The organism is Levilactobacillus spicheri DSM 15429, assembly GCF_001435095.1.
In the GTDB taxonomy this organism is placed as follows: Bacteria; Bacillota; Bacilli; order Lactobacillales; family Lactobacillaceae; genus Levilactobacillus; species Levilactobacillus spicheri.
On the sequence record NZ_AZFC01000015.1, the window covers coordinates 298,759 to 325,339 of the forward strand.

A 26,581-nucleotide genomic window follows, 5' to 3' on the forward strand; every position below is an offset into this window, starting at 1 on the left:
TTAGTGCCCCCCTTCGAAGTAGTGGTGGTCTTTCAGGAATTGCTTGGCCACGGTCTGTGGTTCCTGCAGCTGATCGTCGACCTGATAGTTCAGCCGTTGCATGGTCTTCAAAGAGACCTGGCCGACCAAGCGGTTCAGAACGGACCGCAGTTCAGGATGTTGCTTCAAGACCTGGTTCGTGGCGACTGGACTGGCGTCGTACGGCGGGAAGAAGTCCCGGTCGTCCTTGAGCAGCTTCAGATGGTAGCTGGCGACCCGGCCGTCGGTGGAGTAGCCCAAGACGGCGTCCATCTTGTTGGCGGCCAGCGCGTCGTACAGCAGCCCGAGTTGCATGGGTTTGACGGTGCCGAACTGGTACCCGTAGGCCTTTTGGAAGGCCGGGTAGCCGTCGCCTTGCCGGTTCTGCCAGATTTGGTCGATACCGACCGTCATCTTCGGCGCCAGCTTCTTGAGGTCGCTGACGGTCTTCAGGTGATACTTCTTGGCGTAGGATGGTTTGACCATCCAGGCGTAGGTGTCGGCGAACCCGTAAGATTCAAAGTAGGTCATCTGGTAACGTTTCTGGAAATCCCGCGTCACGGTGCGCTTGACCTTGGCCGGGTCCCGTTCGAATTTCTCGTTTAAGATGGTGGTCAGGTCGGTCCCGTAGAAGCGAATCGATGAGATGTCGGCGTCACCGTTCTTGAGGGCGTTGAAGCTGACGTTCCCGGACCCCAAGTTATTGATGATCGAGGTGTTGAGTTTGGTATAGTGCTGGATCATGCCCTGAATCACGTAGGCCATGATCTGTTGTTCGGTGGTGTTCTGCGCGGCGATCCGGACGGTGTCCTTACCCGACCCGCTCAGCCCGGGCAGCGTGCAGCCGCCCAGGGGTAACAGTAAAATGACGACCAGTAAGCCGGCCAGCCATTGACGTAATCTTTTTTGCATGGTGACCTCCTTATCGGATCTGCTTCGGTGTGACGGCAACTTCAACCTTTCCCAGGACGTAGTCGACCAAGAGCGCTAGCAGGATGACTGGAATCGATCCCCCTAAGATCAGGTCAGAGCGGTAGAGGTTCAAGCCGTTAAAAATGAAGTCCCCGAGCCCCCCGGCCCCGATGTAGGACGCCAGGGTGGCCCAGGCGATCACGTAGGTCGCGGAGAGCCGAATCCCGGCCATGATGACCGGGGCAGCGAGCGGGATCTCCGCTTGCAGCATGGCCTGCCACCAGGTCATGCCCATGCCCTTCGCGGCGTCCCGGACGGTCGGTGACACGCCCTGCATGCCCAGGTAGGTGTTGCGCAGGATGGGCAGCAGCGAGTAGATGAACAGCGCTACGATGGCGGGCGTTGACCCGATGCCGAAGATGGGAATCATCATGGCTAAGAGGGCCATGGCGGGGATGGTCTGAAGCACGCCGGCCAGGGTCATCACGAAGTTGGCGCCGTGTTTCATCCGCGTCAACAGGATGCCAAGGGGCACGGCGACGATGATGCCTAGAAGCAGGGCGGCCGCCGAGATGTACAGGTGTTGCCCCGTCTTGGCGAGCAGCTGGGTGCCGTAGGTCGCTAAAAAGTGGATCATTGTACCGGGTCACTCCCCTCGTGGGTCGCCGCGGCGTGGATGTCCGCGTTGATCGGTGAGGCGGGTTGTTCGTCGGTCGCCGGGGCACCCCGTAAGGCGTCGTAGACGATGTCGACCAGCGCGGTCCGCGTGACGATCCCGACCAAGCGGTGTTGGTCGTCCACCACCGGCACGTTCTTCACGCCCAGCTTCAAGATCCGTTGGACGGTGTCACCGATGAGGGCCTTGGCCTGCACGTAAAAGACTTCGCGGTTCATCAGCTGACTGACCGGCGTTTGTGGGTCGGTGGTCCGGCTGACGTCGTCCAAGTCGATGTAGCCAATCAGTTTTTCCTGGTCGTCGGTGACCAGCAGGGTGTCGACCCGTTTGTCGTGCATCAGGTCGATGGTGTCGGACAAGGTCTTATCGGGCGAGATGGCGACCGGGTGCTTGCGCATGATCTGGCTGACCGTCAGGATGTTCGGTTGCGCCCGAATCAAGCGTTCTTCCCCAATCAGGTTGGTGACGAATTCGTTGGCCGGGTGCCGCAGGATGTTCTCCGGCGTGTCGACCTGGACCTGCTTGCCCTGGCTCATGATGACCACACGGGTCGCTAGGTGCAGGGCCTCGTCCATATCGTGGGTCACGAAGATGAAGGTCTTGCCCAGGTCTTCTTGCAGGTGCTTGACCAGATCTTGAAGCGATTCTCGGGTGATCGGGTCGAGGGCCCCAAAAGGTTCGTCCATCAGGATGATCTGTTGGTCGGCGGCCAGGGCCCGGACGACCCCGATCCGCTGCTGTTGCCCCCCGGACAGCTCACCCGGGTAACGTTTGAGCATCTCGTCGGGCAACTGGGCGAGCTGGATCATCTTGTGCGCTTGTTCGGCGCGCTTTTCTGGTTCCCACCCCAGGAGCTTGGGAACCAACTCGATGTTTTCTTGGATCGTCATGTGGGGCATCAGCCCGACGTTTTGAATGACGTAGCCGATGGACCGCCGCAGCTTGACGGGGTCCATCTGGGAAATGTCTTTGCCGTTGATCTTGATGGTCCCGGATGTCTGACTGAGCATGCGGTTGATCATCCGCATGGTCGTGGTCTTGCCGGAGCCGGAAGTCCCGATGAAGCAGATGAACTCACCGCGGTCGACTTGCAGGTTGAAGTCGTCGACGGCCATCTTGCCGTTGGGGTATTCCTTGCGTAGATGTTCCATTGAAAGTAGCATTAAGCGTTCGTCCTCCTAGAATGTGATGGGCCCCGCAGATTAGCCGGGGCAGCAATGAAAAAACGACCGATGAACCGGGGTCCCGACAAAGGTGGGTACGCCTGGAGACCGATCGTCTATAATTTTTCGCAAATTAACTTAACTAACTGGATTATACATGAAAATGGGACATTTACCAAGAAATGACTATTCCTAGTGTTGATAAATAGATGCTATAAATGGTTGAAAATCCAGTTATCATCGGCGTTTAAACGCTATCGAATTTATTCATCATTCGAACGTATTCTGAGTACAATAACATAGTTAAATGAGTTATTAATAAGCAATCTCTTATATTTTAGTGAGGACGGTCCCGACTTTGTGAAAAAATGGTCCCAAATAGAGCTTGCCTTCGACCTACTCGAACCCGGTATACTAGGACTCTCAGCGGCAAACGAAAGGATGGAATCTTGATGAAACACGTGTTACTAACGGGCCCCGTGGATGTATCAGTGCGCCACGTGATCGACCAGCTCAGTCGGCGAGAAGACCTCGCGTTGACGGTGTATACCGCCAGTCGCGTGACGTTACCAGAAAACGTGGTCGCGCTGACCCAGGAACCCAGCGACGAGGGGGGCCTGAGCGCGGCGATGGTCGGCCAAGACGTCGTGGTGGCCCTGTTGCCCACGATTCAACTGACGAGCCTGTTGCCGACGGTGCTGACCGCGGGCCGGGCCGTGGCCGTGCCCCAGCTGGTGGTCGGCCGGACCGACGACATGGACGAGCTGCTGGTGGAACAACGGGCGGCGCGTCGTCAGTTGCAGGTGGCACCGTTCCAGACCGACTGGGTCGATGGCCTGGCCGGGGTCCTGGCGCTCTTAGAGGTGTTCCCCGAACCCGCGGTCGCGGTGCCCCGTGACCCCGCACAAAAAAATCCGTTTACCCCGGACCAATTGCCGGGATAAACGGATTTTTTGATGTGTTGGTTGAACCAGTCACTTCCGGGTCGACCAAAAATCGGACTGGAACGGGGTGGGCACGGCTGTTAAAAGCGGCCTTTGTCTAGGTCGGCTGAAAGACGCCGACTAAGACAAATTTCACCCCCTGAGCCCGTTTTTAGCTGACCCTCCAGCTGAGCTAGTGTGCGTGCCCACAGCAATCAGTCAACGCGTTGTTGTGAAAGGGCACCGCGAGTGGGTGACGCGCTAATGACGATGACCGGTCGTTGTGAGCGACACAGAGGCGACTTGCTGGCCGTGGTGAAATTGATGTTACCTGGCGTTTTAGGCCAGGTTACATCAAGGCCGAGCTTCGGAGACCCGTGCGTTTCGGGGCTGCGAAGTCGTGCCCACCTCGGCCGGCTTGCTCGCCGGCGTGGAGCGGCCAGTCTCACACTAGACCGTAGCCGTTTTGCGTTGGCGAATTTCGGGGATCAGCCACCAGACCAGGGCCAGGTTGACGATCATCAGCAGCGCTGTGGTGATGAAGACCGCATTGTAGTTGAAGACCCCGGCAATCCAGCCACCGACCAGCGAGCCCATCATGTTCCCGACGGCCTGGAAGGATTGGTTCCAGCTGAAGACTGTCGACGTCAATTCGACCGGCGAGTTCTTGGTCAGCAACGTTTGAATCTCGGGGTACAGGGCCCCGTCGGAAATCCCGATCATGAACCGCAAAATCCCCAGCATCCACACGCTGGTGACGAACCCTTGCGGCACGTACATGATGGCCGCGAAGATGTAGCCGAATAGCAGGACCTTCCCGGACCCGTGCTGGTCACCGTACCGACCCAGCCGTGGGGAGGCGATGATGTTCGAGATCCCGGGCAAGGCCGCGATGATGCCGGCGACCACGGTGATGGGGCCGACGTTATGCATCAATTCCTTGACGTAGAGACTGATGATCGGCGAGATCGAGATGTTCCCGAACTGGACGATCATGGTCGACGACAGCAGCACCAGGATCAGCTTAGGGTTGGGAAAGGCGGCCAACGGATTGTGGCTGCGTTTCTCCCCAGCTGGCCGTGGGGCGACCGGCTTGAACTTTTCTTGGACCAGCCCCCAACTCATGAAGAAGGCGACCAGTAAGAGGAACCCGGTGATGAAAAAGGTGATCCGAATCGAAAAGATCTGTGCGAGGATCCCCCCGAACACCGGTCCCAGTAGCATCCCGCTGGTCGGTCCGGTCATCAGGGTACTCAGTGAGGCGCCACTGTGCTTGCGGGGTGTCTGCGAGGCGACCAGCGCTTGGGCGTTCGAGATGAACCCGGCGAAGACCCCTTGCAGGGCCCGCAGCGCGACCAATTGCCAGACGCTGGTGGCAAAGCCCATCAACGCTAGGGAGATGCCCATTCCCAGTGACGACCGGAGCAGCATGATCTTACGGCCCTTTCGGTCGGCGAGGATGCCCCACAGTGGCGAGGCAATCGCGCTGACGAAGAAGTCGGCCGCGTAGACCAGCCCACTGTACATGGTGACCTGGGCTTTCGTGTAGTCCCCAAGACTACTAATGTATAACGATAAAAATGGCATGATTTCGCTGAAGGCCATGCCGGCAACGAAGGTACAGAACCACAGGACGTGTAGGTTACGCCGCCATGGTCCGCTCTCCCGTTCAGCTTCATCCAAAGTCACTCAACTCCTTCTAAAATCTGACCGAATTGTTCAGGGGTGACACCCGTGTGCGGACCCCTAAACGGTCTTTAATCGTGGAAACATCGCTATTAAAGATACGCGCATAAGGCTGAAAGGTCAACGATTAGCGAACTATTGTATGCGCTCGCAATTGATAAAATTTTGGCAGGGACCCACCCGAAAAGCGGATAAGTACGGGATTGAGTGGTTGACAGCGTCAAAATATTACAATGTCGTTAAGTTGGGTGACTGGCCGGACAAACGGGACCTGGGCGGCGGGAAACGACGAACGTCTGCCGTGCAACCCGTAGCGGCGGGCCCCGGCAGACCTAATAGTGAATAAAATCACAGCAGAAAGGCGGCCAAATGAAAACCCTGGTGAAACCAAATCTGGTCCCATCAGGGTTCACACTTTTTGTATATACAGAAAATGCCCAATTATATACATTTTCTGAAATGGGACCACCCGAATAACTTTTTATATGAAATGATTTGGTTGGTAGTTTCAACCAACCTAAGCAGCCCCTAAATCATAGGTAGAAACTAGAAAGTTACTTCCGGATGGTCCTGGGTGATCAGGTGGTCTTCCAGGTCGACGTGCAGGTACTGCTTGAAGCTATCCTTCAGCATCTGCACGGCCTTTTCGTGGTCTTCCTTCCGTTCCGGTTGGATGTTTTCCATATAGAAGAGGATGTTCTGGGTGTCCTCGGTCGATTCGACCCGGGCACTGTCCCGCCAAGCCCAGCAGCGGGAGATGACGCCCTGGTCGTCGCGGTAGATGACCTCACCCGGCAGGGCTTCTTCGGGTTCTTCGCCGGCTTCACCGATTGGGAAGAACGGCTCGCCCCCCTTGGCCACGCCCAGGTGGACATCGCCGACAATCTTATCCATGTCTTCGGCCGCGAGCGGGAAGGCGTAGGTCAGCGACACCGTGTTGTACAGGTCGACCACGGGGTTGATGGCGCCGACCCCGTTGCCTTTGCTAGCGCGCTTCAGCAGGGCCTCGACGGCACACCGGGCGCCCTTCTTGGTCTTGAACTTGCTGAAGGCCTCCCGCCAAGCGGCGATGATCGGGTTCTTACTGATTGGTGAGTAGGGGACCCAGTCCTCGGCCTTCTCGTTGGCCTCGGCCAGCCGGGACTTCTTGAGGTCGCCGTAGCTGTGGTTATCCACGCCGTGCGCCGTTAAAAAGGCAATCTGAACGTCGGGGAAGATGTCCCAGAATTCGGGATCAACAATGAATTTTTGTGTCATGTAAAACGCCTCCATCACGTATTTACCCTTAGTATACCAAATTTATCAAGGGCCACAACCGTTATGGGGCCGCGGTTGCGGCACGACTCGGTTAGGTCGGGAACATGACTTATCACTAAATTCTAATAAACTAATTTTATGCAATCAAAAGTAAGCATTTTCATTGTAAATATGCAAATATACAGGTTAAATGCATAAAAGCAAAAACGTATTCAACATCTGACTAAAAATGTACAATCGTTCACATTTGAAGTGTGAAGGGTATGTAGAAAGCGGTTACATTTCGGGTTATGATGGTCTCGTAATCAAGTGATGGGAGGAAACAAACATGACCAGTCCAATTCACGTAATGTCCGAAATCGGCAAGCTGAAGGTTGTTATGCTCAAGCGTCCAGATGTTGAAGTTGAAAACTTCACGCCTGACATGATGCCTCGGTTACTGTTCGATGACATTCCATATTTACCAATTGCTCAAAAGGAACACGACAACTTTGCCAACGTCCTGCGGGAAAACGGCACGGAAGTCCTCTACTTGGAAAAGTTATCCGCTGAAGCATTGGATGACGGTGGCGAAGAAGTTAAGCAAAACTTCTTACAACAAATGTTAGCCGAAAGTGGCTACGTTGCTGGTGTGACCCACGATGCTTTGAAGGAATACCTGCTCTCCATGTCGACCCAAGACATGGTCAACAAGATCATGGGTGGGGTTCGGAAGAACGAACTCGACTTCGTGCCAGCTGACTTAGTCAGTGCCGCCGAAGAAAACGACTACCCATTCTTCATGGATCCAATGCCTAACCTGTACTTCACCCGGGACCCTGCGGCTTCCATCGGTGATGGGTTGAGCATCAACCACATGACGTTCGCTGCTCGTCAACGCGAATCACTCTTTATGGAAACCATCATTAAGTACCACCACCGGTTTGCTAACAAGGGCTTGAACGTTTGGCGTGACCGGAACCACGATACGCGGATCGAAGGTGGGGACGAATTAGTTCTCTCCGACCACGTCTTAGCCATCGGGGTTTCTCAACGGACTTCCGCTGACGCCATCGAAGACATCGCTAAGAACCTGTTCGCTAAGAGTCATTACGACAAGGTTATCGCTATCAAGATTCCACATAACCACGCCATGATGCACTTGGACACGGTCTTCACGATGATCAACAAGGATCAATTCACGGTTCACCCAGGTATCTTGGGCGAAGGTGGTCACATTGACACCTGGACCATCACGCCTGGTAAGGATGGCGAGTTGAACTTAGACCACCGCACCGACTTGAAGCAAGTTCTGAAGGACGCCCTGAACTTGGACGACCTGGACTTGATCCCAACTGGTAACGGTGACCCAATCATCGCCGGCCGTGAACAATGGAACGATGGGTCCAACACGTTGGCCATCGCACCAGGTGTCGTTGTTACCTACAACCGGAACTACGTCTCGAACGAATTGTTACGTAAGCACGGCTTGAAAGTGATCGACGTCTTATCAAGTGAATTATCTCGGGGCCGTGGGGGTCCACGTTGCATGAGTATGCCACTGGTTCGGGAAGACCTCTAAAACTGACTAACTGAAACAACATTGAATAGGAGCGAGAAAGATTATGGCAAACGATTTTCGGAAAAACGTATTCCAAGGACGGAGCGTCCTTGCAGAAAAAGATTTTAGCGCTGCTGAACTCGAATACTTGATCGACTTTGGGCTGCACCTGAAGACGTTGAAGAAGCAAGGAATTCAACACCACTACCTGGAAGGCAAGAACATTGCCTTGCTGTTCGAAAAGTCCTCAACGCGGACCCGTTCAGCCTTTACCACGGCGGCTATCGACTTGGGTGCCCACCCAGAATACCTGGGCCAAAACGACATCCAATTAGGGAAGAAGGAAACGACTTCCGACACGGCCAAGGTCTTAGGAAGCATGTTCGATGGAATCGAATTCCGTGGATTCAAGCAATCCGATGCCGAAATCCTCGCTCGCGATTCAGGTGTTCCAGTTTGGAACGGTTTAACCGACGAATGGCACCCAACTCAAATGCTGGCTGACTTCATGACGGTTAAGGAAAACTTCGGTCACCTTAAGGGCCTGACCTTAACCTTCATGGGTGATGGCCGGAACAACGTTGCCAACTCCTTGCTGGTAACCGGTGCCATCCTGGGTGTTAACATCCACATCGTCGCACCAAAGGAATTATTCCCAACCAAGGAAACCCAAGACTTGGCCAAGGGCTTTGCTGAAAAGTCTGGCGCTAAGCTGTTGATCACCGATGACCTTGACGAAGGGATGCGCGGTTCAAACATCGTGTACACCGACGTTTGGGTATCCATGGGTGAAACCAACTGGGAACAACGGGTTAACTTGTTGAAGCCTTACCAAGTTAACATGGACGCTCTGAAGAAGACCGGCACGCCTGACGACCAATTGATCTTCATGCACTGCCTGCCAGCCTTCCACAACACCGACACCAAGTACGGTGAAGATGTGAAGGAAAAGTACGGCATCACTGAAATGGAAGTTACGGATGAAGTCTTCACTAGCAAGTACGCTCGTCAATTTGAAGAAGCTGAAAACCGGATGCACTCCATTAAGGCTATGATGGCTGCAACTTTAGGGAACTTGTTCATCCCACGGGTTTAATTTTGAGGGATTGAAAAAGGGGGAGTTAATCCGTGCTGATTAACTCCCCCTTTTGGTATCGCGCCCGGTAACCCCGGTGCAGGTCACGAAGTGCTGGCTGACGCACCCACTCTGTATAAAGTTGCACGCTGAATACGAACACGGCGCGCGGTCAGCACCGGTTAGGTCTGTGACCGTCTTTACTGGGTTTAATCAGGATAAAATAGTTTTCAAAGTGAAAAATCAAACGCAAAATTGAAGGAGAATTCGACTATGACAAAACGTCGCATTGTGGTGGCCCTTGGGGGTAACGCCATCTTATCGAAAGATGCCTCTGCCGAAGCGCAACAACAAGCACTGCGGGACACGGCAAAGTACCTGGTTCAATTCATCAAGCAGGGGGACGACCTGATCGTCTCCCACGGGAACGGCCCGCAAGTCGGCAACCTGTTGTTACAACAGGCGGCTGGGAGCACGGACAAGAACCCGGCGATGCCATTGGACACGGCCGTTGCCATGACCCAAGGAAGCATCGGTTACTGGATGCAAAATGCGCTGGGTGAGGAAATCGCCAAGGCTGGACTGGACAAGGACGTCACGACCGTTGTGACGCAGGTCGAAGTGAACGCGGATGACCAAGCCTTCACCAACCCAACCAAGCCAATCGGACCGTTCTACACCAAGGACGAAATCGGGGCCATCAAGGATGCGCACCCGGATCAGACCTTCGTTGAGGATGCCGGTCGAGGGTACCGTCGCGTTGTGCCATCACCACGGCCAACCGGGGTCAAGGAATACAAGGCGATCAATGCCATGGTCGAAGCTGGTATCGTGCCAATCTCCGTGGGTGGCGGTGGTGTGCCCGTCGTTCAAGAAGGCAACCGCTTAGTGGGCCGCGAAGCCGTGATCGACAAGGACTTCGCTTCCGAAAAGCTGGCTGAACTGGTCAACGCCGATCTGCTGATCGTGTTGACGGCCGTTGATAACATCTACATCAACTTCAACAAGCCGGACCAGAAGAAGCTGGAAACGGTCAGCGTTGCCGAATTGAAGCAGTACATTGACCAAGACCAATTTGCGAAGGGCAGCATGCTGCCAAAGGTTCAGGCTGCAATCGACTTTGTCGAACACAGTAACGGTGGGAAGGCCGTGGTCACGTCCCTCGAAAACGTCGGGAACTTCCTGAAGAACGGGGACGGCACGATCATCACCAAGTAACACTGTCGTTACACTTATATTTTCACGTTCGAGATTCAGTGCTGACGGGCGGTCGTGAACCGCTCGTCCTAGCTATTATATATTGTAGATTCTTAATTGTTTCGGTACTGAAGGTCGAGCGTGGCAGAGGAGATGCTACACATGGAGGAATCCAAGGGTAAACTTAATTTACTGGAACTCGTCGCCTTGGTTGTTGGATCAATCATTGGTGGTGGGGTATTCAACTTGATGCATGATATGTCTGCCGGCGCGGGTGCCGGGGCCATCATCATCGGGTGGATCATCACCGCGTTCGGGATGATCATGTTAGCATTAACGTTCCAAAACTTAACCATGAAACGGCCAGACTTGGACGCCGGGGTCTATTCCTACGCCGAAGCCGGGTTCGGGAAGTACATGGGGTTTAACTCCGCTTGGGGTTACTGGGCTTCCGCTTGGTTAGGGAACGTCGGGTACGCGACGCTGTTAATGAGTGCCGTGGCCTACTTCTTCCCAGTCTTTGGGGATGGGCAGAACATCTGGTCCATCGTTGCCGCCTCATTCATTCTCTGGGGCTGTCACTTTATGATTTTACGCGGGGTCGAATCGGCCTCCTTCGTCAACACGATCATCACGATCGCCAAGTTGATTCCAATCTTCATCTTCTTGGTCACCATGATCATCGCGTTTAAGATGGGGATCTTCACCCACGGCTTCTGGTTCACGCCTTCCGGGCACTTCCAGTTCGCCGACGTCATGAAGCAAGTTCAAAGCACCATGTTAGTTACCGTTTGGGTCTTCATCGGGATCGAAGGGGCGGTCGTCTTCTCTGGCCGTGCCAAGAAGCGTGAAGACGTTGGTCGGGCCACCGTTTTAGGAATCATCACGGTTATCCTGATCTACATGCTGATTACGTTACTGTCCTTAGGGGTTATGCGTCGGGGCGGTTTGGCCAACTTGGGTCAACCAGCCATGGCTTACCTGCTGCAAAGCGTCGTGGGTAAGTGGGGCGCCGTCTTAGTTAACGCCGGGTTGATCATCTCCGTTGTCGGGGCCTGGTTATCCTGGACCATGTTCGCCGGTCAATTGCCTTACGAAGCGGCTAAGGAAGGCTCCTTCCCGAAGTTCTTCGCCAAGGAAAACAAGAACGGCGCACCGGTAAACTCCCTGCTGTTCACCAACATCTGTGTTGAAATCTTCATGTTCTCGTACCTGATCACGGCCAGCGCCTACAACTTCTTCTACTCCGTTGCCTCCGCAGCCATCCTGATTCCGTACATGTTCTCCGCGTTCTATCAATTCAAGTTCTCGAAGAGCGAAAGCTTAGACACGCCAGGTCGGAGCTGGAACATCACCGTTGGGTTGATCTCCAGTATCTACGCTCTCTGGTTACTCTACGCCGCGAACTTAGGCTTCATCATGCTGATGTCCTTGCTGTTCGCGTTAGGGATTCCGGTCTTTGCCCAACTGCAAAAGAAGGACAACCACGCCGAAAAGGTCTTTACGTCCGGCGAACGGATCGTGGCCATCGTGATTGCGGTACTTGCCGTCATCACGGTCATCGAGCTGTTCCGTCTGGGAATGAACGACTTCTTAGGCCTGACCTGGGGCGACTTTGGTAAGTTGTTCTAGTTCACGGTTAAAATGCGAAATAATTAACATTTAAGGTCCTCCCCATTTAGGCTATACTGGTATGGTAAGCCTAGATGAGGGGGACCTTTTACCATGATACGAAAAAGTGAGTACCCACGTTACCTACAATTATTGAAACAACGCCCGGAATTTAGCGCCTTCACGGCGGCCCAGTTCAAGCGGCTGGGACAGGTCATGCAGGTCAAGGAGTACCCCAAGGGGCAGCTGCTGTTTGACCAGGCGGATACCCGCGACCGGTTTTACTTCGTGATCTCGGGGCTCTTGCGGACCGAACGCATCGACGAGTCGGGCGACTTTACCTTTTATTCATTCATCGCCGAGAACAAGGGCTTCCCGTACCGGGGCCTGTTCAAGGACCCCGAGTACGCCTACTCGGTGCGGACCATCACGCCGGTGGAGATCGTGTCGTTTCCCATCGCCGACTTCGAGGACCTGCTGACGCAGAACTCGGAGATCATGCGCCGGGTGATCGTCGAGATGGGGCAGATCATTAACGACAACGAAAACCAGTTGCAGACCATGGTGACCTCGAGCGCCAGCGACCGGGTCCACAACGCCCTGACCATTCTGGGCGAGCAGTTGGGCCAGCCGCTGGAGGACGGGCAGCGCTACATCCCGTACCCGATCACCCTGATCGAGCTGAGCAAGATGGCCGGCACCACCCGCGAGACCGCGGGCCAGGTGGTCCAGAAGCTGGAGGCCGCCGGGCGGGTCGTCTACGAGCACAAGCGCTTCACGTTGAACCCGTACGTGGAGTAGGGGAAATAAGCGATTAAATCAGTAAAAAAGCATCGTTTGCGTGCAGCCACCGTCGGTAAGGCGGTGGCGGCTCTCAAACGGTGCTTTTTAGGTTCTCTCAAGGTGGTTAGCGACGCAGCTCCGGAATCGTGCCCACTACGACCGGCTTGCTCGCCGGCGTGCAGCGCGGTTATCGTCCATCCAGATGTCCCGGTTCGGGGTTAGATCTCCTGCGTAATCCCGTCGAAGAAGTGCTGCAAAGAGACCTTGCCGCCGCTCTGGCGTTTGCCTTGGTGGAAGGCCATCTCGTTGCGGACGTTCTTGTACTCGTACAGCGCATTGGCATACTCGACCATGATCTCGTCGCCCATGTCATCGAGGTAAAGAGTGGCCAGGTTGGTCAGTCCCGCCTTGATGGCCCGGCGAATCCGCTGGAACAGGATCTTCTTTTCGTGGTCGTCGATGGCGTAGGCCTGGTTAAAGTCGATCTCCTTGAAACTCACGTCCTGGTCGAGCATCAGCTGGCAGACCGACAGAATGTCCGACGAGCCCGATTCCGAGGTGATGCCCAGGTACCGCAGGATGGCCAGAATCTGGTCCTTTTGCTTTTCGTGCTGGTTGACCTGCGGCGCGCTGTTGACCACGCCCCCGCCGACCAGGGTCTGGATGTTGGCCAACTTGGCGTTCATTTGGATGTTCTGGACGACCTTTTGGACCACGGTCTTGACCTCGATAAGGTTGATGGGTTTATCGATGAAGAACTCGATGCCGGCCTGGTAGGCTTCGGCCCGCAGGTCGCTGTCGCGGACCTGGGAGATCATGATGAACTTGAGGTTGGGCTTGGCCTTCTTGAGCTCCCGGACGAGCTTGGTACCGGAGATGGTCGGCATCAGCAGATCGACCAGCACGATGTCGACGTCGGTCAACATCAGGTCGGCCAGGGCCATCTTGGCATCGGTCGCCGTGCCGACCACGTCGTTGTGCGGGTCGCGCTCCAGAATCTGTTGCAGGATCATGGGAATGGATGGGTCGTCGTCAACAATGTAGAATTTCACGATTGCGCCTCCTGGATAAGTCGGGGCTTGCTCAGGCTGATCTGAAAGGTCGCCCCGTGGTTGGGTTGCGATTCGACGGTGATCTCGCCGTCGAATTGCTCCTGTACGATGAGTTTAACATGCGACAGCCCGATTCCGCGATAAACGTCCCCGGTGGTCTCGTTGAACTTGGTGGTGAAGCCGGGCTGGAAGATCATCGCCTGGGTCTTGGCGTCCATGCCCTTGCCGTTGTCGCTGACGTTGATCAGAACCTGGTGGCCGGCGTCGGCGACCGTGATGCGGATGACGCCGTTCAGCTTGTCGGCCGGCATGGCGTCGATGCTGTTGAAGATCAGGTTGGAGAGCACCGTGACGATGTAGTAGTGGTTGGGGATGACTAGGTCGACCTGGTTGTGGACCTCGATGACGATGTTACGGTGCTTGTCCTTGATGGCCTCGCGGATGTAGTTGACGGTGACCTTTAAGATGTCGGCCAGCTGCATCGGCGCGTCCTGGTCGGTGGCGAAGTAGTCGCCCAGTCCCAGGGTCACGTTACGGTAGTCCTTCTTGATCTCGTGGACGTCACGGGCGATGGCCAGCGCACGGTCCTGGTAGACCTTGGGGACGTCTAGTTTCTGCAGGTCCTGGTTCAGCAGGTAGGCGTTTTTCATCACGTTTTCGATATCGCCCAGGCTCTTTTGCATGAAGTAGACCTCGCTCTTGACGGAGGAGGCGACCCAGATGAAGTGGTAGTAGCGCTGTTCGTGGCTCTCCGTGCGCATCATCAGGGTGAAGTAGTGGTAGAGGAAGGCCAGCAGGCAGCTGACCAGGCTCCGCAGCAGGGCCGCCACGAAGAGAATCTGGAAGAGCCGGTAGCTGTAGTGCGAAAAGTCGGTCAGCAGGCTGATCTCCAGTAGGTTGGATAGGTAGTCGCACAGGACGATGGTCAGGAAGAAGGAGCTGTTGTTCCGCTGGGCCCGGCGCCAATAGATGACGTAGTACAGCAGGCCGTAGCACCAGTAGAAGACCATGTCGGTGACCACGTACTGCAGGATCGTGTCGAGGCGAAACGAATGGCCGATGAACAGCAGGATGCCGCGGAAGACCGGCGAGGCGATGGCGATGCACCCCGACAGCAGCAGGGGATTGAGGTCGCCGTTGAAGTAGAGGAAGATGGGCAGCAGCAGCACGGACAGTGCCAGGATGAAGCCCGGCGCGTAGATCTGGAAGTTGACCTGGGACGCTAGGGCGATGCAGGCGGCGGCAATCAGCACCCGCTGCCAGCGTCCCCGGCTGATAAAAGTGGCTTGTTTGAGCATTTGAAAACCCTCCAAGATAATTTTTGAACAAATCGGTGAAGCTTCTTGAAGCTTCGTGAAACCGCTTACTAAACTAATACTTGTAAATATCAATTAGGAGGAACCAAAAATGTTTAACTTACGTAACCGCAGTTTCTTAACCTTATCAGATTTCACCACCCGTGAAATGGGCTACATGTTGCAATTAGCCGAAGACCTGAAGAAAGCTAAATATGCTGGAACCGAACAAAAGAAATTACTCGACAAAAACATTGCGTTGATTTTTGAAAAGGCTTCCACGCGGACCCGTTGTGCGTTTGAAGTCGGTGCCAAGGATCAAGGCGCACACGTTACATACTTAGGCCCTTCCGGCTCCCACATGGGCAAGAAGGAAACTGCTAAGGACACGGCCCGCGTCTTAGGTGGGATGTTCGACGGGATCGAATACCGGGGCTTCTCCCAACGGACCGCTGAAACCTTGGCGAAGTACTCTGGCGTTCCGGTTTGGAACGGGTTAACGGATGAAGATCACCCAACCCAAGTCTTAGCCGACTTCTTGACGGCCCACGAAGTGCTGAAGAAGAACTACGAAGACATCAACTTCACCTTCGTTGGTGATGGCCAAGACAACGTTTCCAACGCCTTGATGTTAGGGGCCGCTGTGATGGGCATGACCTACCACGTCGTTTGCCCGAAGGAATTGGAACCAACGGCTGACTTACTGAAGCGGGCCAACGACATCGCTGCGAAGACCGGTGCCAAGATCGAAGTCTTCAACGACATCGCTGAAGGTGTTAAGGGCTCCGACGTCATCTACGCCGACGTTTGGGTTTCCATGGGTGAACCCGACAGTGTCTGGGCTGACCGGATCAAGCTTCTCAAGCCTTACCAAGTTACCCAAGACGTGATGGACAAGACCCAGAACCCGAACGCCATCTTCGAACACTGCTTACCAGCCTTCCACAACACGGACACCAAGGTCGGTGAAGAAATCGCCGAGAAGTTTGGCATTACCGAAATGGAAGTGACGGATGACGTCTTCGAAAGCGACGCATCGGTCGTCTTCCAAGAAGCTGAAAACCGGATGCACACGATCAAGGCCGTCATGGTTGCGACCTTAGGCGAATAAGGAGCGAGAAACTATGGCAAAAATCGTGGTTGCCTTGGGCGGGAATGCCCTGGGCAAATCTCCAGAAGAACAATTAAAGTTGGTTAAGCACACGGCCGCCTCATTGATTGGCCTGGTCGCTGCTGGCCACAAGGTCGTCATCAGCCACGGGAACGGTCCCCAAGTCGGGGCCATCAACTTGGGCATGAACTACGCCGCCGAACACGGCAAGACCGCAGCCTTCCCATTCCCCGAATGTGGGGCCATGAGCCAAGGCTACATCGGTTACCACTTACAACAGAGCCTGCAAAATGAGCTGCACCGGCAAAACATCCAAAAGGACGTGGCGACGGTCGTGACCCAGATCGAGGTCGACCCGAGCGATAGCGCCTTCGAGAACCCGACCAAGCCGGTTGGGGACTTCTACACCAAGGAAGACGCCGCGAAGATCCAAGCCGAAAAGGGCTACACCTTCAAGGAAGACGCTGGTCGGGGCTACCGTCAGGTCGTGCCATCTCCACTTCCCAAGAAGATCATCGAGTTGAACAGCATCAACAACCTGATCGAAGCGGGCAGCCTGGTCATCGCCGGTGGTGGCGGTGGGGTCCCAGTCGTGCAAACGACGGACGGCCTGCAAGGCGTGCCAGCCGTGATCGACAAGGACCGGTCCAGTGCCTTATTGGCGGCCAACATTTCTGCCGACCAGCTGATCATTTTGACGGCGGTCGACGACGTGTACGTCAACTATGGCAAGCCAGACCAAAAGTCCCTGCGTGAATTGAGTGCGGCGGAAGCCCACCAATACATCGACGAAGGTCAATTCGCTCCCGGCAGCATGTTGCCGAAGATCGAAGCCTGCTTAGACTTCGTCGCTTCGGGTGCGAACCGGACGGCGCTGATCACCTCCCTCGACCACTTGGACGACGCCTTAGCCGGCAAGGTCGGGACGTTGATCAAGTAAGCACAGTAAGTTAAAGTTCATAGGTAAAGCATAGAGCGTGATCTCACGGGCGTCGGCGAACCATTGTAAAACCTGGATCATCCAATCACTTAAGTAAGTCGGGCGGAGATGATAGGCACAGTCGCCCTCCCAGGGGTCACGCTTTTATGTATGAATAGGCTATGAACTATAGTGTAACAGAAAACGCTCTCATATTTTAGAGGTAATCATTATGGCTGACAATCCAACAGTAAAGAAACACCATTTTAAATTAAAGATGCCCGGGGCCTTCTTCATCCTGTTCATTTTGACCGTTGTGGCGGTCTTTGCGACCTGGACGATTCCCGCCGGGAGTTACTCGAAGCTATCATATAACAGTGCCAACTCGGAACTGGTGGTCAAGAACCCGCAGGGTAAGACCACCAAGTTACCGGCCACCCAGAAGGAACTGGACAAGTTAGGGGTCAAGATCAAGATTGGCCAATTCAAGTCCGGCGCCATCAACGCCGCCGTGTCCGTGCCGAACACCTACGAGCGCTTGCCGCAACATCCGGCCAAGCTAGGGGACATCACGGGCAGCATGGTCAACGGGACCATCGAAGCCGTGGACATCATGGTCTTCATCTTCGTCCTCGGGGGACTCATCGGGGTCGTTAAGGCCAGTGGGGCCTTCGAAACGGGGCTGATGGCCCTGACCAAGAAGACCAAGGGTCACGAATTCCTGCTGATCTTCCTGGTCTCCGTGCTCCTGGTCTTAGGGGGGACCCTGTGTGGGATTGAAGAAGAGGCCGTGGCCTTCTACCCGATCCTGGTACCGGTCTTTATCGCGATGGGTTACGATTCCATCGTGAGTGTCGGGGCCATCTTCCTGGCCAGTTCGGTCGGGACCTCGTTCTCGACGATCAACCCGTTCTCCGTCGTGATCGCGTCCAACGCGGCCGGCATCAACTTCACCGAAGGGATGATGTGGCGGGCCGGTGGTCTGGTCATCGCGACTATCTTCCTGATCTGGTACCTGCACTGGTACAGTACCAAGGTCAAGGCCGACCCGAAGTTCTCCTACACCTGGGACGACCACGAAGAATTTAATAAGATGTGGTCCGTCGAATCCACGGGTAGCACGGAAGAGACCGGCTTCACCTTCCGGAAGAAGTTAATTCTGATCCTCTTCGTCGTGACCTTCCCTATCATGGTTTGGGGGGTTATGGCCAAGGGCTGGTGGTTCCCAACCATGGCGTCTTCCTTCCTGATGTTTGCCATTATTATCATGTTCATTGCCGGGACCGGGAAGTATGGTCTGGGTGAAACGGGCGTGGTGGACGCCTTCGTCGCCGGGGCATCCAGTTTGGTCGGGGTTTCCCTGATCATCGGGCTGGCGCGGGGGATCAACCTAGTCTTGAACAACGGGTTGATTTCCGACACCATCCTGCAATTCGCGTCCACGCTGGTTCAGGGCATGAGTGGTCCGCTCTTCATCATTGTGATGTTGCTGATCTTCTTCGTGCTCGGGTTCATCGTGCCATCCTCATCCGGGTTGGCCGTGCTGTCGATGCCGATCATGGCACCGCTAGCCGATACGGTCAACATTCCCCGGTTCGCCGTGGTCACGGCCTACCAATTCGGGCAATACGCGATGCTCTTCTTGGCCCCAACCGGTCTGGTCATGGCGACCTTGCAGATGCTGCACATGCGTTACTCCCACTGGTTCCGGTTCGTTTGGCCCGTTGTGGTCTTCCTGCTGGTCTTCGGTGGCGGCATTCTGGTCACAGAAGTCTTGGTTTACAAATAATGGGTTAAGCATAGCCTGAAAATTAACAGGGACGTTGCTCGCAGGAGCGGCGTCCCTGTTTTTGCAGTGAGGCACCATCGGGTTTGGTAAGTTAGCTGATGATTGCGCAGGAGGGGCTGCTAACGAGTAGTAGGCAGAAAACACAAAATCACAAAATTAAAACTAGATTAAAATACGATTGGAGGGTATCCTTTTAGCTAAGTACATAAGAGGGAGGAATTCCATGATTTTTAAGTATTATCCGCATTGGAAATATTTTCTGATGAACTTAGCCGGTCTGATTTATAGCGGTGAGAACTTGGTGATTGCCACGATTGTCGGGACCTTGACCAACTTGGCCACCCGGCGGTCGTTCAGCCAGTTGCCCCAATTTCTGGCTGTCGCCTTGGGGTGCCTGGTGGTGACCTATCTGGCACAAGTCTGTTTTAATTGGTTCACCACGGATGCCGTGCGCCACACGAATCAGACGTTGCGGACCCGGGCTTTTCGGGGGATGTTAGCGCAGGCCAATGGTGTCGATGACACGGCGCTGGGATTTCTGACCAACGACTTTAAGTTATTAGAGACCAACCGGTTTGAGGCGGAAATCAACATCAACATCGCGGCCTTTACCCTGATTTTGGCCTTAGGCTACGCGCTGTATCTCAACTGGTTGATTACCCTGCTGTTTCTTGCCGGCAGTTGTGTGCCCATGCTGATTTCGAATCTGTTTCAAAAGCCGTTGCAACGCGCTTCTGAGAATTGGTCGCAGCAAAATGACCAGTACGTTAATCAGACCAAGAATTTCTTGGCGGGGGCGGGAACGTTGGCTTTGTACCGGAAGCAGGATGCTGCTACGGCCAAAAATCAGGCCATGGTCAACTTACTGGAAAGTGCCTTGGCGAAGATGAACCTGCAAAACCTGGTTGGCGATGCCTGCATCAACGTGACGGCCAATCTGTTTACGTTTCTGACACCATTCCTAGTGGGGATTTACCTGGTCATTCGCGGGCAAACCACCTTGGGCGCTTTATTTGCCATCGTTCAGGTGTCGAACTCCTTCGTAAACCCCATCATGAGTATCCTGGGTGAGCGGAATCACCTGGCGACCACCAAGAAAATCGTGGCGCGGTTACAGGGGTACTTAGATGCAGCGCAACAACCGCTGCCAGAGATTCCCGCGACCGTCGACGACCTCGACTTTCACCAGGTGACCTTGCAACGGCAACAGCACGAATTAGTCCAGCACGTCGATCTCGACATTCGGCCCGGAAAGAAAATCGCGGTGATTGGGCGTTCCGGCAGTGGGAAGTCCACCTTACTGACCTTTTTGCGCTCCGGTCAATTTGGCCAAGCGCAGGCGATTCACCTGAACCACCAATCGGTGGTGGCCACGCATCTGGCCGGCCTGTTTGCCTACGCGAGTCAAAGTCCCGTGATTTTTGCGGACACGTTGCGCTTTAATCTGACGCTGGGAACGCCGGTGAGTGATGAACGACTGATGAAGTTGTGTCGGAAGCTAGACCTCGGGGGCCTAGTCGACCAATCCGGGTTGGATTATTCACTGGGGGCGAATGCTGATCAGCTTTCAGGCGGTCAGTTGGCCCGAATCGAACTGGGGCGGGCACTCTTATCCCAGCGACCGATCCTGCTGCTGGATGAAATCACGGCGGCACTGGATAAAGAAACGGCCATGGACATTCACCAGTGGTTGTGGGGGTCGAGCCTGACAATCATTGAAGCCATTCACCACTACGAACCGGAGGACTTGGCCCACTATGATCAGGTCATTGACTTTGACCAGTTGACCGCACCGACTTCGGCCGAGAAATAACCCAAGGCTGACGTTGAAGTGGAAAATTTCAATGGCGAGGGCAGACAGAAGCCGTTAGCTAGTAAGAAAAAAGCGTTTGAGCAAACCTCAAGCGCCTTTTTAGACAGTTAGTTTAATTTTTCAAAGTCATGCACGCCAGTTTCTAACCGGTGCAGGCCGTCCTTCAGCCGTTCCGCCGGGCAAGCGACGTTGATGCGGACGAAGTCGTGACCGTTGCCGCCATAGACCGCGCCGGCTGAGATGAACAGGCCGGTCTTTGCGCGGATGAAGTCGCACAGCGCCGTGGTGTCCGTGGTGACCTGATGGCAGTCGATCCAGACTAGGTAGGTTGCGTGGCCCTCGATGACCTGGAGTTCGGGGAGGTGCTTGCCGATGAACTTGGTCAACAACTGCTTGTTAGCCGTAATCTGGGCGTTCATCCCGTGGACCCAGGCCGCTCCCGTGGTGTAGGCCGCGATGACGCCGGGGATGGCGAAGGCGTTGGGTTCCGCCAATTCGTCGGTGTTGATGCCCCGGTCGACCACGTCTCGGAGCGCCTGGTTGGGCACAATAATCGTGGCGGCGTGCAGGGCGGCCACGTTAAAGGTCTTACTGGTCGAGACGCAGGTGATGCTGTTCTGCGCGTTGACGTCGTTGACCGACGCGAACGGCGTGTACGGGTGTCCCTCGTCGGTGATGTCGCCGTGAATCTCGTCGGCTAAGACGGTGACGTGGTGTTCCGCGGCTAGGGCGCCGATCTGGGCCAGTTCATCGGCCGTCCAGACCTTGCCGACCGGGTTGTGCGGGTTGCAGAGAATCATCATCGTGGTCAACGGGTCGGCCATTTTACTGTTCAGGTCGTCCCAATCGATGCTGTACTGTCCCGCGTGGTCGACCAGGTCGCTGGAAAGGACGTGGCGCCCGTTATTGACGATGGAATTATAGAAAATGTTGTATACGGGCGCCTGGACTAAGACGTTGTCGCCCACGTTGCTGACGCGGCGCACCGCCGACGAGATGGCCGGCACCACGCCGGTCACGAAGCGCATCCAATCCGTGTTGGGCGCCCACTGATGTTCGGTCGCGTACCAGTGCTGGACGGCTTCGAAGTAGGCGTCGGGGACTTCTTCGTAACCGAAGATCCCGGTCTGCGCCTTGTCTTGAAAGGCCTGGATGATGCCGGGGGCGGTCCGGAAGTCCATGTCGGCGACCCACATGGGCAGCTCGTTGTCCTTGACGTCCCATTTGACGGAATTCGTGTGCCGCCGGTCGATCATTTCGGAAAAATTATTGGTCATCGTGTGATTCCTCCTGAGTCGTAATGGTGGTCCGGCTACGGTCGATGGCGGGGTCATCGAAAATGACCTGCCCAATGCTTGGCGCACTGATGCGGCCGTTGACCGGATTCTTGACACTGTCTATTTTAGTCTTAATCGTGGCGTCAATGTCCGTACAATACTCAAAAGAAAGGTCGGTGTTGATCAGCGAGCAGTCCCGCATGGTCAGGTGGTCGACGTAACACAAGCCTTGGTCGCTTTCCAGCCAACAGTTCACGAAGGTGATGTTCTTGGCGTTCCAGGCCAGGTACTCGCCGATGATGGTCGAGTCGTAGATGGTGACGTTGTCGCAGTTCCAGAAGGCGTCGTGGGTGATAAAGGTCGAGTCATGGACCTCGATGTTCTTACCGCCGTCGAAGACGTAGTTCCCGGTGACCTTCAGGTTATGGGCGACCACGTTGTTGGTGTTCATGCCGAAGTAGTCGCCGTTGACCGTGACGTCGTCGAGTTGGACGTCGTCACACCACCACAAGGTCTCACCGGCGTCGGAAAAGTCGACGTTCTTGAGGGTCAACCGTTGGGCGTGCCGGAAGGTCTTGGTCGCGCGCACCGTGGTGTTTTGCATCAGCATGTCCTGGGTGTACCAGATGCCGGCGTGGGCGTCCGGTTGCCAGGTCGTGTGGTCCAAGGTGGCGTGGTGACTGTACCACAGCGGATACTTCCACTTGAAGATGGTGTGGTCGATGGCCACGTTTTGACTGTGTTTGAGCGGCGATTCGCCGTCGACGAACGTACTGTTGGTGATGTGCAGGTCGTGTCCCTGGAAGAGGGCCCGTTCCCCGGTCAACACTTGTTGATTGATTTCCTTCATATTTTTGTTCGACTCCCTTTGTCTGGCTAATGGGTTAACTATTCATAGCCAACCGTGGCGGCCTCCCCGATGCGGGGAAAACGTCCCACGGTGGCCCATGCTATTTATTTTAGTCCCTTCGAGTGGCTCTAAGGCAAGTTCTTTGTCACTTTTTGCCACCAGCGGCGGTACCACTGGCCCAGTCCGGCGGTGAGAAAGACCAGCGCACCGGCAAAGAGGCCGACCTGTTGCGGGGACAGGAGTGGTGTCGCGGTGGTCTGGGTCACCAGAAAACGTAGGTACTGGTGGGGCCGCCCCAGGATGGACTGGGGCAGCAACGGATAGGTCGCCGGGGAGGTGGTCAGGTGCATCGGTTGGGCCAACTGGTTGGTCACGGTCAGCTGGTAGCGGCCGGCCGGTTGTTGCGGCAGCTGGACGTTATCCAGGGCCACCTGCTGGTCGGATTGCCAGATCAGGTCGCCGGCCGCGGTGCTCAGCGTGACCTGCCCGATCCGCTGGTTGGACGGATCGATCTGAAACTGGTTGAAGGTCGTGCTGGCCGTGAAGGGCTGAGTCACGCTGTGGGCCAGGGCGAGGGTAATCAGGTGATCCTGGTAGTAACGGCCCTCGTTTTGACTGACCACGGTCGCCGTTTGGGTGACGGGGCGGGTCACGCGGGGCGCGTTTTGCACCAGCCCGACCAGTAGGAGCAGGCTCAGTCCCACGGCCATCCGGTGGCCCACCAGGCGGGGCTGCTGCACGGTCACGCGGGTCGGTAGGCGGAAGCTCGCGGCGGTGCCCGCTAGGAGCAGGGGAAGCAGCGGCAGGGCGTAGCGCTCCTCGGTCTCCCAGAAGATGACGTGAAAGGCCGTCAAGCCGAGAAAGAAGAGACCGCCCAGCAGAAAGTCGGCGGCAAACCGCCGCTGGCGCCACTGCCTCCAGCCCCAGGCCAGGTTGACCAGCAGCATGGCCAGGTAGCTGAGCTGGGCCCAGTTGGCCAGCCACCAATCGAGGGTGGTCTGGTGGGTCCGATAGGTCAGCGGTTCGCGGTCAAAGGCCGAGTTGATCTGAAAGCTGTCGAAGGTCCCGGTCGCTAGGAATAGTTGGGCCTTGCGAAACAGGTGGATGGGCACGCCGGTGATGCCCAGTTGACGCAGGTGGGCGGTCAGGTGCTGCCGGGCCACCGCCTGCTTGGCCGCCGCGGTGGGTTGGGCGATGACCGGGTCGGCGTCCCACTTATTATAGTTCCCGTGAAAATCGGGATTCCAGCTCATGGCGACCCAGCTTAGCGCGGGCAGGCTCTGGTTGGCGTTGCGGTGGTAGCCGGCCGCCCGTTGAACCGCGGTGTTGGCGCCCAGCCCGCCTAGCAACCCCAGGCCGATCAAGCCGGTCAGCGCGAGGCGCGCGTAGCGGGGGCGGGGCAAGTGGTTGGGCAGCACCCACAGGACCAGGAGGACCGCGATGACCCAGACGATGAAGTTACTTTTGATCAGGACGGCCCCGGTCAGGATGCCGGTCAGAAGCAGGCCCCAGCCCAGCCAGGACCGCCAACGGGTCGCGTGGCGCAGGTGGGCCATCGTGACCAGGATCAGGAACCCCGCCGGGAGGACGACCAGGTCGCTATAGGTGTTGAGCGCGTAAGCGTAAAGCGGAACGCTGGTCAGGACCAGCCCCAAGAAGAGGTTGGCCCGGCCAGCGTTGTGCCGCCGCAAATAGCGGGCCATGACGGCGACCCCGACGTCTAACCAGGCGAATTGGACCAGGTTGAGCCAGACGCCCGAATCGCCCCCGGTCACCCAGCGCCCGACCCGTAGCACCCCGGCCAGCAGTAGGGTGACCGGGACGTTGTTGGGGTAGGTGCCGAAGTAGGCGGCCCAGTGGGCGTTGCCATTTAGTAAACTCACGGCCTGCTGGTGCACGAAGTACAGGTCGGCGCGCGGGGCGGCGACCCAGTTGAGGGCGACCAGCAGTTGGACCAGGAGCAGGATCCCCCAGAGTGCCCGGGCCAGCCAGCGCTGCCAGGACGCGGTGCGGGGAATGCTGCGCGCCAGAACGCCCAGAACCCCCAGAACCCCCAGATAGAGCAAACTGGTAAGCCCCATTAGGAACGGGGACCACCAAGCCTGGTCGGCCCGAAAATCGATGGGGCAGAGCAGGGCCAATAGCCCGGTCAGCGCAAGCAGCCCGGTGATCAAGAGGCCGCCGCTGGTCATGAGTTTTTGACGAAACGACATGGTAAAACTCCTTGTTTTTAGGATAGTTGACGCTGATAACGCGGTTCCTCATCCATTTGGTGGACAAACTCGTTGGAGTAGGTGTCCGTCTGGATGATGAATTCGGGACGGTGCTTGGATTGCTTGAAGGTCCGGCCGACGTACTCGCCGACGATGCTCAGGGCAATCAGCTGGGCTCCACCCAGGAACCACAGGGAGGCCATCACGGGGTCAAAGCCGCTGAGGGCCACGCCACGTAGGGCCTGGATCCCTAACCAGAGAAAGGCGACGACGGAGGCGATGCTGATGGCCGACCCGGCGTACAGGACGGCGCGAATCGGGGCCAGCGAGAAGGAGAAGACCCCGTCGAGGGCCAGCTTCAACATCTTACTCAGTGGGTACTTGGAAACGCCGGCCTTCCGGGGTTGGCGTTTGTAAAAGAGCTTCGTGGACGGGAAGCCCAGTTGGGGCACGATGCCCCGGATGAACGGGTCACTTTCATGATACTCCAATAACGCCTCGACGGCCCGGTGACTCATCATCCGGAAGTCGGCGTGGTTGGGAATCAGGTGGACCCCAATCTTATTCATCAGCCAGTAGAAGCGTTCGGCGGTGGTCCGCTTGAACCAGGTGTCGGTGGACCGGTCGTTCCGGACGCCGTAGACGATGTCGAAGCCGTCCGCGGCCTGCTGGACCATGGTCGGGATCAGGTACGGGTTGTCTTGCAGGTCGGCGTCGATGGTGACGGTCAGGTCCGAGAAGGGTGCGGCGGTCTTGAGGCCGGCCATGAGGGCGACTTCCTGACCGTAGTTGCGGCTAAACTTGAGCCCGGTAAATAAGGCGTTCTCACTCTGCAGGTCCTGAATGATTTCCCAAGTCCGGTCGTGACTCCCATCATCGACGAATAGGATCTTGCTGTCGGTGGTCACTTGCTGGTTGGCAATCAGTTTGGTCAGAATCTTCCCCAGCGTTTTGGAGCTGGACGGTAGGACCGCTTCTTCGTTATAGCACGGGACCACAATGGTCAACCGTGGCAGTTTTTTGATAGACATAGTATTTCCTCCCCAAAGATAGACGATACGGATCCAACTAGTTTCCCCATTAGTCAGATTGTCTTTCTTAAGGATAGGGCCAAACGGTCGGGACGGGGTGAAATTCGGCTCGAATGTGGGCCTATTTTATGTGAAATTAACTTTGTAACGTCTGCCCATGGTTGTCGCTGGAAAATGAGTGCAATTGTGCTTAGTTGACGACTGATATACGGTATCATCTACCGGCCGAAATTGGGCTGGTGCCATGTTGGGGAGCCGCTCCACGCCGGCGAGCAAGCTGGCTAACTTGGCGACCTAGACGGGTCTGGCGCAACGTTCTGTCGGCTTCATTTCCCCGAGGTGGGCACGATTCTGAAGCCCTGTGAAAATCACACAGGTCTCCAGAACTCG

General features: G+C 56.0%; 21 protein-coding genes. 10 read left to right on the forward strand and 11 right to left on the reverse strand.

Annotated features, from left to right (window positions below; genetic code table 11):
- From FD37_RS05195 to FD37_RS05205, 3 genes are read right to left on the reverse strand one after another with little or no spacing between them, the layout of a single operon-like run.
- On the reverse strand, positions 1–930 hold the full coding sequence (locus FD37_RS05195; RefSeq protein ID WP_056963956.1) for an osmoprotectant ABC transporter substrate-binding protein: 930 nt from the start codon (positions 928–930) through the stop codon (positions 1–3).
- A 10-nt stretch (positions 931–940) separates the two neighbouring features.
- Positions 941–1,567, reverse strand: a complete 627-nt coding sequence (locus FD37_RS05200) for an ABC transporter permease (RefSeq protein ID WP_056963957.1) — start codon at positions 1,565–1,567, stop codon at positions 941–943.
- The gene (locus FD37_RS05205) at positions 1,564–2,769 is read right to left on the reverse strand and encodes a betaine/proline/choline family ABC transporter ATP-binding protein (protein ID WP_056963959.1); all 1,206 of its coding nucleotides are present in this window, start codon (positions 2,767–2,769) and stop codon (positions 1,564–1,566) included. Before FD37_RS05205 ends, FD37_RS05200 begins: the two co-directional genes overlap by 4 nt.
- Positions 2,770–3,221: 452 nt before the next feature.
- On the opposite strand from FD37_RS05205, the gene FD37_RS05210 reads away from it, so the two are divergent.
- A complete protein-coding gene (locus FD37_RS05210; RefSeq protein WP_056963961.1) occupies positions 3,222–3,713 on the forward strand; it encodes a Rossmann-fold NAD(P)-binding domain-containing protein in 492 nt (163 codons plus the stop codon).
- Between the two features lie 429 nt (positions 3,714–4,142).
- On the opposite strand, the gene FD37_RS05215 is transcribed toward FD37_RS05210, so the two are convergent.
- Both FD37_RS05215 and FD37_RS05220 read right to left on the reverse strand, forming a co-directional pair.
- Positions 4,143–5,375, reverse strand: a complete 1,233-nt coding sequence (locus FD37_RS05215; protein WP_045807531.1) for an MFS transporter — start codon at positions 5,373–5,375, stop codon at positions 4,143–4,145.
- Positions 5,376–5,924: 549 nt separating this feature from the next.
- Positions 5,925–6,635, reverse strand: a complete 711-nt coding sequence (locus FD37_RS05220) for a B3/B4 domain-containing protein (protein ID WP_045807530.1) — start codon at positions 6,633–6,635, stop codon at positions 5,925–5,927.
- A gap of 328 nt (positions 6,636–6,963) precedes the next feature.
- On the opposite strand from FD37_RS05220, the gene arcA reads away from it, so the two are divergent.
- The 5 genes from arcA to FD37_RS05245 all read left to right on the forward strand — a co-directional run bounded on the left by arcA (position 6,964) and on the right by FD37_RS05245 (position 12,859).
- Positions 6,964–8,196 (forward strand): arginine deiminase, encoded by a 1,233-nt coding sequence (arcA, locus tag FD37_RS05225; RefSeq protein WP_045807529.1) that lies wholly within the window; start codon positions 6,964–6,966, stop codon positions 8,194–8,196.
- 43 nt (positions 8,197–8,239) lie between these two features.
- Entirely contained in the window at positions 8,240–9,271 is a 1,032-nt protein-coding gene (argF, locus tag FD37_RS05230; RefSeq protein ID WP_045807528.1) for an ornithine carbamoyltransferase, read from the forward strand.
- A gap of 252 nt (positions 9,272–9,523) precedes the next feature.
- Positions 9,524–10,468, forward strand: a complete 945-nt coding sequence (gene arcC, locus FD37_RS05235; RefSeq protein WP_045807527.1) for a carbamate kinase — start codon at positions 9,524–9,526, stop codon at positions 10,466–10,468.
- 141 nt (positions 10,469–10,609) lie between these two features.
- The gene (gene arcD, locus FD37_RS05240) at positions 10,610–12,079 is read left to right on the forward strand and encodes an arginine-ornithine antiporter (protein WP_056963962.1); all 1,470 of its coding nucleotides are present in this window, start codon (positions 10,610–10,612) and stop codon (positions 12,077–12,079) included.
- Positions 12,080–12,172: 93 nt separating this feature from the next.
- The gene (locus FD37_RS05245) at positions 12,173–12,859 is read left to right on the forward strand and encodes a Crp/Fnr family transcriptional regulator (RefSeq protein ID WP_045807525.1); all 687 of its coding nucleotides are present in this window, start codon (positions 12,173–12,175) and stop codon (positions 12,857–12,859) included.
- A gap of 200 nt (positions 12,860–13,059) precedes the next feature.
- On the opposite strand, the gene FD37_RS05250 is transcribed toward FD37_RS05245, so the two are convergent.
- Together FD37_RS05250 and FD37_RS05255 are read right to left on the reverse strand one after the other, a co-directional pair.
- Positions 13,060–13,893 carry a DNA-binding domain-containing protein gene (locus tag FD37_RS05250; RefSeq protein ID WP_056963963.1) on the reverse strand — a complete coding sequence of 278 codons (834 nt, stop codon included), beginning with the start codon at positions 13,891–13,893 and terminating at the stop codon, positions 13,060–13,062.
- Positions 13,890–15,191 (reverse strand): sensor histidine kinase, encoded by a 1,302-nt coding sequence (locus FD37_RS05255; protein WP_056963965.1) that lies wholly within the window; start codon positions 15,189–15,191, stop codon positions 13,890–13,892. Before FD37_RS05255 ends, FD37_RS05250 begins: the two co-directional genes overlap by 4 nt.
- Positions 15,192–15,300: 109 nt before the next feature.
- On the opposite strand from FD37_RS05255, the gene argF (FD37_RS05260) reads away from it, so the two are divergent.
- The 4 genes from argF (FD37_RS05260) (at position 15,301) to FD37_RS05275 (ending at position 20,820) form a co-directional block, all read left to right on the forward strand.
- On the forward strand, positions 15,301–16,299 hold the full coding sequence (argF, locus tag FD37_RS05260) for an ornithine carbamoyltransferase (protein WP_056963967.1): 999 nt from the start codon (positions 15,301–15,303) through the stop codon (positions 16,297–16,299).
- A 13-nt stretch (positions 16,300–16,312) separates the two neighbouring features.
- Positions 16,313–17,239, forward strand: a complete 927-nt coding sequence (gene arcC, locus FD37_RS05265; protein ID WP_045807521.1) for a carbamate kinase — start codon at positions 16,313–16,315, stop codon at positions 17,237–17,239.
- Between the two features lie 211 nt (positions 17,240–17,450).
- Complete coding sequence (locus tag FD37_RS05270) at positions 17,451–19,007, forward strand: YfcC family protein (protein ID WP_056963969.1); 1,557 nt, start codon at positions 17,451–17,453, stop codon at positions 19,005–19,007.
- A 223-nt stretch (positions 19,008–19,230) separates the two neighbouring features.
- Positions 19,231–20,820 carry an ATP-binding cassette domain-containing protein gene (locus FD37_RS05275; RefSeq protein ID WP_056963970.1) on the forward strand — a complete coding sequence of 530 codons (1,590 nt, stop codon included), beginning with the start codon at positions 19,231–19,233 and terminating at the stop codon, positions 20,818–20,820.
- A 107-nt stretch (positions 20,821–20,927) separates the two neighbouring features.
- Here the strand turns inward: FD37_RS05275 and FD37_RS05280 are convergent, their stop codons facing one another.
- The 4 genes from FD37_RS05280 to FD37_RS05295 form a co-directional block, all read right to left on the reverse strand.
- Complete coding sequence (locus FD37_RS05280) at positions 20,928–22,097, reverse strand: MalY/PatB family protein (RefSeq protein WP_056963972.1); 1,170 nt, start codon at positions 22,095–22,097, stop codon at positions 20,928–20,930.
- Complete coding sequence (locus FD37_RS05285; RefSeq protein WP_045807517.1) at positions 22,087–22,947, reverse strand: DUF3737 family protein; 861 nt, start codon at positions 22,945–22,947, stop codon at positions 22,087–22,089. The genes FD37_RS05280 and FD37_RS05285 overlap by 11 nt, the downstream gene beginning before the upstream one ends.
- Before the next feature lie 128 nt (positions 22,948–23,075).
- On the reverse strand, positions 23,076–25,160 hold the full coding sequence (locus tag FD37_RS05290) for a hypothetical protein (protein ID WP_082605131.1): 2,085 nt from the start codon (positions 25,158–25,160) through the stop codon (positions 23,076–23,078).
- Between the two features lie 17 nt (positions 25,161–25,177).
- Positions 25,178–26,191, reverse strand: a complete 1,014-nt coding sequence (locus FD37_RS05295; protein ID WP_056963973.1) for a glycosyltransferase family 2 protein — start codon at positions 26,189–26,191, stop codon at positions 25,178–25,180.
- Between the last annotated feature and the right edge of the window lie 390 nt (positions 26,192–26,581).

Bases quoted from the DNA above. Each gene is read 5' to 3' on its own strand.
- arcC (WP_045807521.1), top strand. From the start codon at position 16,313: ATGGCAAAAATCGTGGTTGCCTTGGGCGGGAATGCCCTGGGCAAATCT.
- arcA (WP_045807529.1), top strand. From the start codon at position 6,964: ATGACCAGTCCAATTCACGTAATGTCCGAAATCGGCAAGCTGAAGGTT.
- FD37_RS05275 (WP_056963970.1), top strand. From the start codon at position 19,231: ATGATTTTTAAGTATTATCCGCATTGGAAATATTTTCTGATGAACTTA.
- arcD (WP_056963962.1), top strand. From the start codon at position 10,610: ATGGAGGAATCCAAGGGTAAACTTAATTTACTGGAACTCGTCGCCTTG.
- FD37_RS05210 (WP_056963961.1), top strand. From the start codon at position 3,222: ATGAAACACGTGTTACTAACGGGCCCCGTGGATGTATCAGTGCGCCAC.
- FD37_RS05195 (WP_056963956.1), bottom strand. From the start codon at position 930: ATGCAAAAAAGATTACGTCAATGGCTGGCCGGCTTACTGGTCGTCATT.
- FD37_RS05270 (WP_056963969.1), top strand. From the start codon at position 17,451: ATGGCTGACAATCCAACAGTAAAGAAACACCATTTTAAATTAAAGATG.
- FD37_RS05295 (WP_056963973.1), bottom strand. From the start codon at position 26,191: ATGTCTATCAAAAAACTGCCACGGTTGACCATTGTGGTCCCGTGCTAT.
- arcC (WP_045807527.1), top strand. From the start codon at position 9,524: ATGACAAAACGTCGCATTGTGGTGGCCCTTGGGGGTAACGCCATCTTA.
- FD37_RS05205 (WP_056963959.1), bottom strand. From the start codon at position 2,769: ATGCTACTTTCAATGGAACATCTACGCAAGGAATACCCCAACGGCAAG.
- FD37_RS05245 (WP_045807525.1), top strand. From the start codon at position 12,173: ATGATACGAAAAAGTGAGTACCCACGTTACCTACAATTATTGAAACAA.
- FD37_RS05255 (WP_056963965.1), bottom strand. From the start codon at position 15,191: ATGCTCAAACAAGCCACTTTTATCAGCCGGGGACGCTGGCAGCGGGTG.
- FD37_RS05280 (WP_056963972.1), bottom strand. From the start codon at position 22,097: ATGACCAATAATTTTTCCGAAATGATCGACCGGCGGCACACGAATTCC.
- argF (WP_045807528.1), top strand. From the start codon at position 8,240: ATGGCAAACGATTTTCGGAAAAACGTATTCCAAGGACGGAGCGTCCTT.
- FD37_RS05200 (WP_056963957.1), bottom strand. From the start codon at position 1,567: ATGATCCACTTTTTAGCGACCTACGGCACCCAGCTGCTCGCCAAGACG.
- FD37_RS05290 (WP_082605131.1), bottom strand. From the start codon at position 25,160: ATGTCGTTTCGTCAAAAACTCATGACCAGCGGCGGCCTCTTGATCACC.
- FD37_RS05285 (WP_045807517.1), bottom strand. From the start codon at position 22,947: ATGAAGGAAATCAATCAACAAGTGTTGACCGGGGAACGGGCCCTCTTC.
- FD37_RS05220 (WP_045807530.1), bottom strand. From the start codon at position 6,635: ATGACACAAAAATTCATTGTTGATCCCGAATTCTGGGACATCTTCCCC.
- argF (WP_056963967.1), top strand. From the start codon at position 15,301: ATGTTTAACTTACGTAACCGCAGTTTCTTAACCTTATCAGATTTCACC.